The sequence below is a fragment of the Saccharopolyspora sp. MMCC62 genome, from assembly GCF_057736575.1.
Genome location: NZ_JBYKCM010000003.1, coordinates 663124 through 671507, shown reverse-complemented (window position 1 = coordinate 671507; position 8384 = coordinate 663124). Strand labels below are relative to the sequence as shown.

Here is an 8384-nt window from a genome sequence, read left to right as displayed (position 1 = left end):
CCGGTTCACCGCAACGGAGCGTGCTCGTCCAGGAAGTGCAGCAGTTCCGCGCGGCTCACCGCGCCGCCGATGCTGTGGAAGTCGGCGTCGAAGGCGTGCTCGCCGTACGGGAACGCCGCGTACACCACCTCGTCGCCCGCCGCGCGCAGCCGCTCGGCGAAGCCGTGCACCCGGTCCTCGAAGATGAGGTGGTCCGACGCGCCGGTGACCAGCAGCGTCGGCATCAGGCCCGGCCGCACCCGATCCAGCGCGGAGGCGTACTCGTAGCGCTGCGGATACCGCTCCGGGGAACCGCCGAGGTAGCTGACCGACACCCGCCGCGCGTATCCGGCCACCCCGTTGTCGTCGTAGGCGCCCGCCAGGTCGACCGCCGGGTAGAAACCGGCCACCGCGATCGGCGGGGCGGGCGGAGCACCGCCGCAGCTGCTCGCCGCGTCGTGGTCGGCGAGCGCGTACCCGGCGTTGATGCTCAGGCTGCCCCCGGCGGAACCGCCCGCCAGCACCAGCAGCGACGGGTCGACGCCGAGCTCCCCCGCGTGCCCCGCGACCCAGTTCATCGCGCACACCACGTCCGACGTCGCGTCGCGCCAGCGCACCGGTGGCGCCAGCCGGTAGTCGATGGAGATCACCGGATAGCCGTGGTCGGCGAGGTTCCGGTAGAGGGCGCGCTGCTCGTAGCGGCTGCCCGCGATGAATCCGCCGCCGTGCACCCACAGCACTGCGGGCCGGTTCGCGCCGGGCGTGCGCGGCGACCAGATCGAGGCCCGCAGCGGCGTCCCGTCCACGTCGGCGTACACCTCGGTCCGGTCCGGTGGCGCGGCAGGCGTCCCGGTGTCGACGAGGTCGGCGAGCCCGATGCTCGCCCCGCGGTCGTGCGCGAAGGACAGCTGCGCGCCCAGCACCACCAGCGACCCGAGCAGCGCGAACGCGCCGCCACCACCGAGCGCGGTCGCGCCGCGCCGCGATCCGGTGCGCCGGGCGAGCACCGCGAGCAGGCAGCACAGCAGCGACAGCAGCACGAACCCCAGCGCCCACCGGCCGACGTACCGCGAACCGAGCGCCCCCGCCACCGGCACCGCGGGGACGAGGGCTCCGAGCACGAACAGCACCAGGACCGCCGCGCACGCCAGCAGCGGCGGCACGGCGGCCCTGGCGAGCAGCGCTACGGCACCGGGCCGGTCGGTCTCAGGAGCCATGCCCCCACGTCTACCGGCAGCGCCGCGACGTCGCCCGGTGGGGCGACATCCGGGTTCGGGACGCCGCGGTCCCGGGCCGGGCGGTGCCGGTCAGCCCGAGATCCGTCGGCAGCCTGGTGTCCGCCGGGAGGGAGGTGTCCGCGGAGGGCGGTGTCCGCCAGGTGGGGCGGTGCCCACCAGGTGACGCGGTGTCCGGGGGGTCGCCACCGCGACGGGCCGGGTCGTCGCATCGCCGTCCGCGGACTTCGCGGCGGGCTCTCGGCGCGCAGGACGCGCGCGGACCGGCCCGGCGACCGCGCGACCTCGGGCGACTCGACGAGCAGCACTGGCACCACCACGAGCCGGACCACGGGCTCGACCAGCGGAGATCCGGGCGCGGGCCGGACGGCCCGCGCCTCCGGACACGTCAGTCGCGCGGGGTCTTCTTCCGGCCCGTGAACTTGTTGTACACGACCAGAACGATGATCGCGCCGATGATCGAGCCGATCCAGCCCACGGGGTGGAACCCGCGGAAACCGAAGGTCAGCGCCCCCAGCACCACGCCACCCACGACGGAGCCCACGATGCCGAGCACGATCGTCCGCAGCACTCCGATGTCGTCCTTGCCGGGCACGACGGCCCTGGCGATGAACCCGGCGATCAGGCCGAGCACGATCCAGCCGATGGCGGTACCGATCATCGCTTCCTCCTTCTGTCGGTGCCCCTCTCGAGCGGAGACCCTACTTGGCGGAGATGCCCCGGGCCGAGCCTGCGCACGGGTGTGTTCGGGCGGATCGTTGACAAATTCCGTTGCCGATCCTGCAATGGAAGGATGACCGAACCCCCGTCCCCCGAGCTGGACGCGACGCTGGCCCAGGTGGGGCCGCGGCTGCGCGCGCTGCGCAAGCGCGGCCGGTTGACGCTGGCCGCGCTGTCCGAGGCCACCGGCATCTCGGTGAGCACGCTGTCCCGGCTCGAATCGGGCAGCCGCCGCCCGAGCCTGGAGCTGCTGCTGCCGCTGGCGAAGGCGCACCAGGTGCAGCTGGACGAGCTGGTGGGCGCGCCCGCCACCGGCGATCCGCGGATCCACGCGAAGCCGATCGTGCGCCACGGCCGGACGTTCCTCCCGCTGACCAGGCGTCCCGGCGGCGTCCAAGCCTTCAAGATGATCATCCCGGGCGGGTTGCGCGGTGAGCCGGATCCGCAGACCCACGAGGGATACGAGTGGTTCTACGTGCTCAACGGCGCGGTCCGGCTGGTGCTGGGCGACCAGGACCTGACCTTGCGGGCCGGCGAGGCGGCCGAGTTCGACACCCGGGTGCCGCACTGGTTCGGGCCCGCCACCGGCGATGCGGTGGAGCTGCTGGTCCTGTTCGGCCCGCAGGGCGAACGGATGCACGTGAAGTCGAAACCGGCCGGGTGACGCCGCCGCCCGGCCCCGGGCGGCGGCGCGGGATCAGTGCGAGCCCGGGGTGTAGTGCCCGGGGACGTTGCGGCTGGTGACCGCGATCCGGTTCCACGCGTTGATCACGGTGATGGCGGCGATGAGGTGCGCCAGTTCGGTCTCGTCGAACTGCGCGGCGGCCCGCTGGTAGACCTCGTCGGGCACGAACCCGTCGGTGAGCACGGTGATCGCCTCGGTGAGTTCGATCGCCGCGATCTCCCGAGCGGTGTAGAAGTGCCGCGACTCCTCCCACGCCGAGAGCTGCACGATCCGCTGCACCGACTCGCCGGCGGCGAGCGCGTCCTTGCTGTGCATGTCCAGGCAGAACGCGCAGTGGTTGAGCTGCGAGGCGCGGATCTTCACCAGTTCCAGCAGGGTCGGGTCGAGCCCCTTCCGGGCGGCGGCGTCGAGCCGGAGCATGCTCTTGTAGACGTCCGGCGCGAGTTCCGCCATGTTCAGCCGCGGGGTGTGCTCGGGTTCGTAGGAGTGCGTCATGCCCACGACGCTAGTGCCGCGAGGGCCCGCTCTCCTGGTCCACTTCGCGCCCGATCGGCTGGTCCAGTGCCGCGGGCCCGGCCCACCGGGCGCGCGGTCACTCCTCGATGCTGAAGTCCTGGCCGTACACCGCCCAGTGCAGCGGCGTGGTCAGCGCCAGGTTGCCCTCGTCCAGGAAGCGGCGCTGCGCGGTGTCGACGCGGCTGGTGTCGCTGTGCGCCTCCTCCTCGTTCATGGCCTCCACCCGGGCGTCCAGGAACGCGTGCAGGTACGCGGTCTCGTCGCCGCCGTCCGCGGGCGAGGTCGCGCGGTCCAGGGCGGCCTGGCGGATGGCGCCGAAGCTCGGCCAGTCCTGGCCGGGGCCGTGCATCACGATCGCGTCGTAGTAGGCGAACTGGCCGAGCGCGCCGAGCCCGTCGTCCTTGGCCTGCCGCACGGCCGGGTCGAAGTACACCCGGTCGCGTTCGGCTTCCTGCGCCTGCTGGAAGTCGGGGTCCTCGGCGGCCTGCGCCCAGGCGTCGGTGAAGCCGGGGTCGAGGCCCTCGTGCGAGTCGGTGCCGTCGACCTCGCGCAGCGCGGGCAGGTAGTCGGCCAGCGGGTTGTCCGGCTTCGCCTCGGTGTAGGCCTCGACGAGCGCGAGCATGTCGCCGGTGCCGGAGCAGAAGCCGATGATCCCGGCGGTGTAGCCGCGGCCGTCGCCGATGTCCTCGATGTAGCCGAACTGGGCGCGCCAGTCCAGCGAGGAGTTCTCGGCGCTGGACACCAGCTGCATGGCGATGTCCTTGGTGTGCGGGTCGGCGAGGTCGCCTTCGGCGGCGGGCGCGGCCCGCAGCGCGGCGGGAGCGGCCGCCGGAGCCGCCTCGGGGACCGCCGACTGCGCGGGCAGCGCGGTGGCGCCCAGCGCGCCCGCGGCGACACCGGTGGCGAGCAGCAGCCGGAGGGTCCGCCGGGGCAGCGGCTTCGAGGGGGTGGCCATGTCGTCGGACTCCATCTTCGGGATTCGGGTCTTCGGGGTTCGAGGCCGGTGAGCGTCGGGGGGCCCACCGGCACCGAGCAGCCAACCGGGGCCCACCGGGAGCGTCAACACCGGCCGCTCGGACGTGCACCGCGGCGGGCTCGGGTGCGCGGCTCCGCGCCTGTTCAGGACCGCGGTCGCGCCGGACAAGTGGGAAATTCCCCCCGACCCGCGGCGCGATCACCTGCGCGGACGGCTCCGCCGGTCGCCGCGGTCCGCTCCGCCGCGGGGAGCAGCCCGTGCGCGCCGCACCGGGAGGCGGAGAACACGTTCGGGCCGCCCGGCGTGGTTCCGGCGCCGTTGTCCGTGCAAAGATCCGCTGCGGTCTGTTGCAAGGAGCTTGCTGTTGCGAAGTGCTGGTGGATTCCTCGTTCTCGGGCTCGCGCTGGTGCTGGGCGGGTGCGGTTTCACCGGAGGCGGCGCGGACGAGGACGCGCTGGAGGTCGCGGTGACGATCCCGCCGCGCGCGGCCTGGTCGCCCGCCTCCGACGACGCGCTGCTGCTGCAGCGGCTCGGCGTCACCGACACCCTCGTGCACGCCGACGCCGACGGCGGTGCCCGCCCCGGGCTCGCCGAGAGCTGGCGGCGCACCTCCCCCACCGAGTGGCGGTTCACCCTCGCCGCGGGCCTGCGCTTCCAGTCCGGTGAGCCGGTGACCGCGCAGGCCGCCGCCGACTCGATCGACCGCGTCGTGCACGCCCCGGCCCCGCCGCGCGCGCTGAACGGCACCGTCGAACGGGCCACCGCGCTCGACGACCGCACCCTCGCCGTGCGCACCACCGGGCCCGACCCGATCCTGCCGCAGCGGCTCGGCGCCGCGAACGCCGCCGTCCTCGCACCCGCCGCGATCCGCCCCGACGGCTCGGTGGACCCCGCGAAGGGCGTCGGCACCGGCCCGTTCGAGATCACCGCCGTCGACGGGGACCGCGGCGCGCAGCTGCGCCGCTTCGACGGCCACCACGGCGGACCGGCGAAGCTCGCCCGCGTCGACGTGCGCTTCGTGCCGGACGCCTCGGCCCGGGTCAACGGGCTGCGCAGCGGCGAGTTCGACCTGATCGACAAGGTGCCGGTCGCGCAGCTCGGCGAGATCCGCTCGGACCCGGCGCTGCGGGCCGACGCGGTGGACCTGCCGCGCACCACCGCGCTGCACCTGAACACCGCGCGCGGCCCGTTCGCCGATCCGCGGCTGCGCGCCGCCGCCCGCGCCGCCATCGACCGGGCGGGCCTGGTCAGCGGGGTGCTGCAGGGCCAGGGCGTCGCCGCGAGCCACTACTTCGGCCCGGCCGTGCCGTGGAGCGCCCAGCACCCGCCGCCCGCGCCCGACCCGGACGCGGCGCGCCGGGAGGTCACCGCGGTGCGCGGCGGCGCGCCCGTGCCGATCACCATCGGCACCTACCCGGACCGGCCCGAGCTGCCCGCGCTGACCACCGTCGTCGCCGACGAGCTCGGCCGCGCCGGGTTCGCGGTGCGGATCGTGCAGGAACCGGCCGGGAGCATCGAGCCGCGCATCCTGTCCGGGGAGCTCGACGGCGCGGTGTACTCGCGCAACCAGCTGGTCGACGTGCCCGATGCCGCCGCTCACCTGACCAGCGACTTCAGCTGCCGCCGCGGGTTCAACCTGGACCACTTCTGCGCGCCCGAGCTGGACGCGCTGCTCGCCGAACTGCCCGCGATCAGCGATCCGGCGCGGCGCGCCGAGGTGTTCCGCCGCGCCGACGAGCTGCTCGCCGACCGGATCGCGGGCATCCCGCTGGTGCACGAGCAGCAGCGCTTCGCCTACCGGGACGCGGTGCGCGGAGTGCCCGCCGATCCGCTGGAACGGGAATTCCTCACCAAGGAGGTCGAGCTCGGATGAGCGCGCCGATCGTCGACTACTGGAACGACCGCGCCCGCCGCGGCTACGACCAGCAGCCCGGACAGGACCCGGCGCTGGACCTGTGGGCGAAGCGGATCTGCCCGCTCGTCGCCGACGCCGTCGGGCCGGGCGCTCGGGTGCTGGATTCGGGCTGCGGCACCGGATTCCTGGCCCGCATCCTCGCCGCCGACGGGCACCGCGTCACCGGGCAGGACGCCTCGCCGGGGATGCTGGCCGTCGCCGCCGAGCGCGCCGCCGCGGACGGGCTCGCCGCCGACTGGCTCACCGGCGTCGCCGAGGAACCGCCCGCCGGACCGTTCGACGTGGTCGTGACCCGCAACGTGCTGTGGACGCTGCCGGAACCGCAGCGGGCCGTGGACGCGTGGGCGCGGGTGCTGCGCCCCGGCGGGCTGCTGCTGATCAGCGACGGGCGGTGGGACGCGGCCTCCGTCGGCGACGACGCCGCCGAAGAGCGGTTCACCTCGTCCTATTCGGACACCGCGCCGGAACTGCCGATGGGCGTGGACTTCGCGGGCTGCGCCGACCTCGTCGACCGCGCCGGGTTCGCGGACCGCGCCGACCGCACGGCGCTGTTCGACGGCGCCCCCTACCCGAGCGCACCCGGGTTCTTCCTGCTGTCCGCTCGCGCCCCGCGGCGGTGACCGGGAGTCGCGGCCTGCTGCTGCGGCTGGCCGTGGCGCCGGTCGTGGCGGTGCTGATCGTGCTGGTCGCGGTGCTGCTGCCGGAGCTGACCGGGGTCGACGCGGCCCGCACGGTGCTCACCGCCCGCTACGCCGACGCCGATCCCGATCCGGCGCTGCTGGCCGGGATCCGCGCCGAGCTGGGCCTGGACGTGCCGCTGCCGCAGCGGATCGCGGCGCGGCTCGGCGCACTGCTCGGCGGCGACCCCGGCACCTCGTGGGTGTCGGGCGAACCGGTGTCCGCGCTGATCGGGCCTGCGCTGCAGGTGTCGGTGGGCATCATGCTCGGCGCCGCGGTGCTGTCGTTCCTGGTCGGCCACCTGGCCGGGCTGGTGGCCGCGCACCGGCCCGGATCGGTCGTGGACCGGGCGATCTCGGGACTGGTGCGGGTGTTCTCGGCGGTGCCGGAGTTCGCGCTCGCGCCGCTGCTGGTGCTGGTGTTCGCGGTCGGGCTGCACGCGCTGCCGAGTTCGGGCTGGCGCGGGCCGGAGTACGCGGTGCTGCCGCTGCTGTCGCTGGTGCCGTCGCTGGCCGTGCCGATCGCCGCCGTCACCCGGGAGCAGGTGGTGGCGCTGCGGCGGGAGAACTTCGCGGTCGCCGCCCGGGCCCGCGGGCTCGGCGAGACCCGGATCTGGGCGGTGCACCTGGCGCGGCCCGCGCTGCCCGCGGCGCTGTCGCTGCTCACCTACAACGCGGCCGGGGCGATCTCCGGCACCACCGCCATCGAGGTCGTCTTCGACATCCCCGGGCTGGGCAGCACCGTGGTGGAGGCGGTGCGGGCGCAGGACGTGCCCGTCGTGCAGGCCGGGCTGGTGGTGGCGGCGCTGGCCGCGCTCGCGGTCGGCGCGGTCGGCGACCTGCTCGGGCTGGCCGCCGAACCACGTGCGCGGCGGGAGGCCCTGACGTGAGGGCGCGGCGCTGGGCCGCGCTCGTCACCGCCGGGATCGGCGCGGTGGTGCTGGGCGTCGGGCTGACCGGCGATCCGCTGGTCACGGACATGGGAGCGGTGCTGCGGGCGCCGTCGCTCGCGCACCCGCTGGGCACCGACGAGCTCGGGCGGGACGTGCTGGCGCGGCTGGCGCACGGCGCGCTGCTCACCCTCGGCACCGCGGGGTCCGCGCTGGTCGTGGCGGTGCTGCTGGGATTGCTCGCCGGATGCGCCACCGGGTGGAGCGCTTCCCCGGTCGCCGCGCTGGTGCGGGCCGGGGTGGACGTGGCCACCGCGCTGCCGCCGCTGATCGTCGCGCTGGTGACGACGCTGATCGCCGGGCCCAGCACGGCGGCGCTGCTGCTGGCGCTGGCCGGGGTGAGCTGGCTGCCGTTCGCGCGGCAGGCCGATGCGATGACCGCGCAGCTGCGGACCCGGAACTGGGTGCTGGCGCACCGGGCGCTCGGCGCGGGCCGGCTGCTGATCTGGCGGCGGTCGCTGCTGCCGTTCCTGGCCCCGGCGGCGGGCGCGCTGGCCGCGGTGCGGCTGCCCGCGCTGGTGAACACGGTGGCGGCGCTGGGTTTCCTGGGGCTCGGGCCACCGCCGCCGCGGCCGGAGTGGGGCGCGATGATCGCCGAGTCGGTGGACCACCTCGGCACCGCGCCGTGGCTGCTGGCGGCGCCGGTGTGCGCGCTGGTGGCGGTGCAGACGATCGTGACGGCGCTGGTCGCGGAGCGGTAGCGGTCCCGCGCACCACCGACGGCCGGGCAC

9 protein-coding genes are annotated in these 8384 nt (G+C 75.2%); 5 read left to right on the top strand and 4 right to left on the bottom strand.

All coding sequences use genetic code 11. From position 1 onward, the window contains the following. Nucleotides 1-5: 5 nt before the first annotated feature. Nucleotides 6-1196: an alpha/beta hydrolase gene (locus AC29IT_RS10310; RefSeq protein WP_358433126.1), complete on the bottom strand. Its 1191-nt coding sequence runs from the start codon at nucleotides 1194-1196 to the stop codon at nucleotides 6-8. A gap of 406 nt (nucleotides 1197-1602) precedes the next feature. Next, nucleotides 1603-1875 carry a GlsB/YeaQ/YmgE family stress response membrane protein gene (locus AC29IT_RS10305; RefSeq protein ID WP_488218544.1) on the bottom strand — a complete coding sequence of 91 codons (273 nt, stop codon included), beginning with the start codon at nucleotides 1873-1875 and terminating at the stop codon, nucleotides 1603-1605. A 132-nt stretch (nucleotides 1876-2007) separates the two neighbouring features. Here AC29IT_RS10305 and AC29IT_RS10300 point away from each other — a divergent pair, with 132 nt between their 5' ends. Further along, nucleotides 2008-2598: a helix-turn-helix domain-containing protein gene (locus AC29IT_RS10300; RefSeq protein ID WP_358433122.1), complete on the top strand. Its 591-nt coding sequence runs from the start codon at nucleotides 2008-2010 to the stop codon at nucleotides 2596-2598. Nucleotides 2599-2631: 33 nt separating this feature from the next. Here AC29IT_RS10300 and AC29IT_RS10295 read toward each other — a convergent pair whose 3' ends face one another. After that, on the bottom strand, nucleotides 2632-3114 hold the full coding sequence (locus AC29IT_RS10295) for a carboxymuconolactone decarboxylase family protein (RefSeq protein WP_488218543.1): 483 nt from the start codon (nucleotides 3112-3114) through the stop codon (nucleotides 2632-2634). A 97-nt stretch (nucleotides 3115-3211) separates the two neighbouring features. Continuing rightward, nucleotides 3212-4090 (bottom strand): chitosanase, encoded by an 879-nt coding sequence (locus AC29IT_RS10290; RefSeq protein WP_488218585.1) that lies wholly within the window; start codon nucleotides 4088-4090, stop codon nucleotides 3212-3214. A 385-nt stretch (nucleotides 4091-4475) separates the two neighbouring features. Between AC29IT_RS10290 and AC29IT_RS10285 the strand changes: the two genes are divergently transcribed. The 4 genes from AC29IT_RS10285 to AC29IT_RS10270 are packed head-to-tail and all read left to right on the top strand — an operon-like array spanning nucleotide 4476 to nucleotide 8354. Continuing rightward, nucleotides 4476-5984 (top strand): ABC transporter substrate-binding protein, encoded by a 1509-nt coding sequence (locus AC29IT_RS10285; protein ID WP_488218542.1) that lies wholly within the window; start codon nucleotides 4476-4478, stop codon nucleotides 5982-5984. Next, nucleotides 5981-6646, top strand: a complete 666-nt coding sequence (locus AC29IT_RS10280) for a class I SAM-dependent methyltransferase (protein ID WP_488218541.1) — start codon at nucleotides 5981-5983, stop codon at nucleotides 6644-6646. Before AC29IT_RS10285 ends, AC29IT_RS10280 begins: the two co-directional genes overlap by 4 nt. After that, nucleotides 6643-7593 carry an ABC transporter permease gene (locus AC29IT_RS10275; protein ID WP_358433113.1) on the top strand — a complete coding sequence of 317 codons (951 nt, stop codon included), beginning with the start codon at nucleotides 6643-6645 and terminating at the stop codon, nucleotides 7591-7593. Before AC29IT_RS10280 ends, AC29IT_RS10275 begins: the two co-directional genes overlap by 4 nt. Next, nucleotides 7590-8354, top strand: coding sequence for an ABC transporter permease (locus AC29IT_RS10270; RefSeq protein ID WP_488218540.1), 765 nt, complete (start codon nucleotides 7590-7592; stop codon nucleotides 8352-8354). Before AC29IT_RS10275 ends, AC29IT_RS10270 begins: the two co-directional genes overlap by 4 nt. Nucleotides 8355-8384: the final 30 nt, after the last annotated feature.

Coding starts and splice junctions, on each gene's coding strand:
- AC29IT_RS10310 (WP_358433126.1), bottom strand. CDS start 1,196: ATGGCTCCTGAGACCGACCGGCCCGGTGCCGTAGCGCTGCTCGCCAGG.
- AC29IT_RS10305 (WP_488218544.1), bottom strand. CDS start 1,875: ATGATCGGTACCGCCATCGGCTGGATCGTGCTCGGCCTGATCGCCGGG.
- AC29IT_RS10300 (WP_358433122.1), top strand. CDS start 2,008: ATGACCGAACCCCCGTCCCCCGAGCTGGACGCGACGCTGGCCCAGGTG.
- AC29IT_RS10295 (WP_488218543.1), bottom strand. CDS start 3,114: ATGACGCACTCCTACGAACCCGAGCACACCCCGCGGCTGAACATGGCG.
- AC29IT_RS10290 (WP_488218585.1), bottom strand. CDS start 4,090: ATGGCCACCCCCTCGAAGCCGCTGCCCCGGCGGACCCTCCGGCTGCTG.
- AC29IT_RS10280 (WP_488218541.1), top strand. CDS start 5,981: ATGAGCGCGCCGATCGTCGACTACTGGAACGACCGCGCCCGCCGCGGC.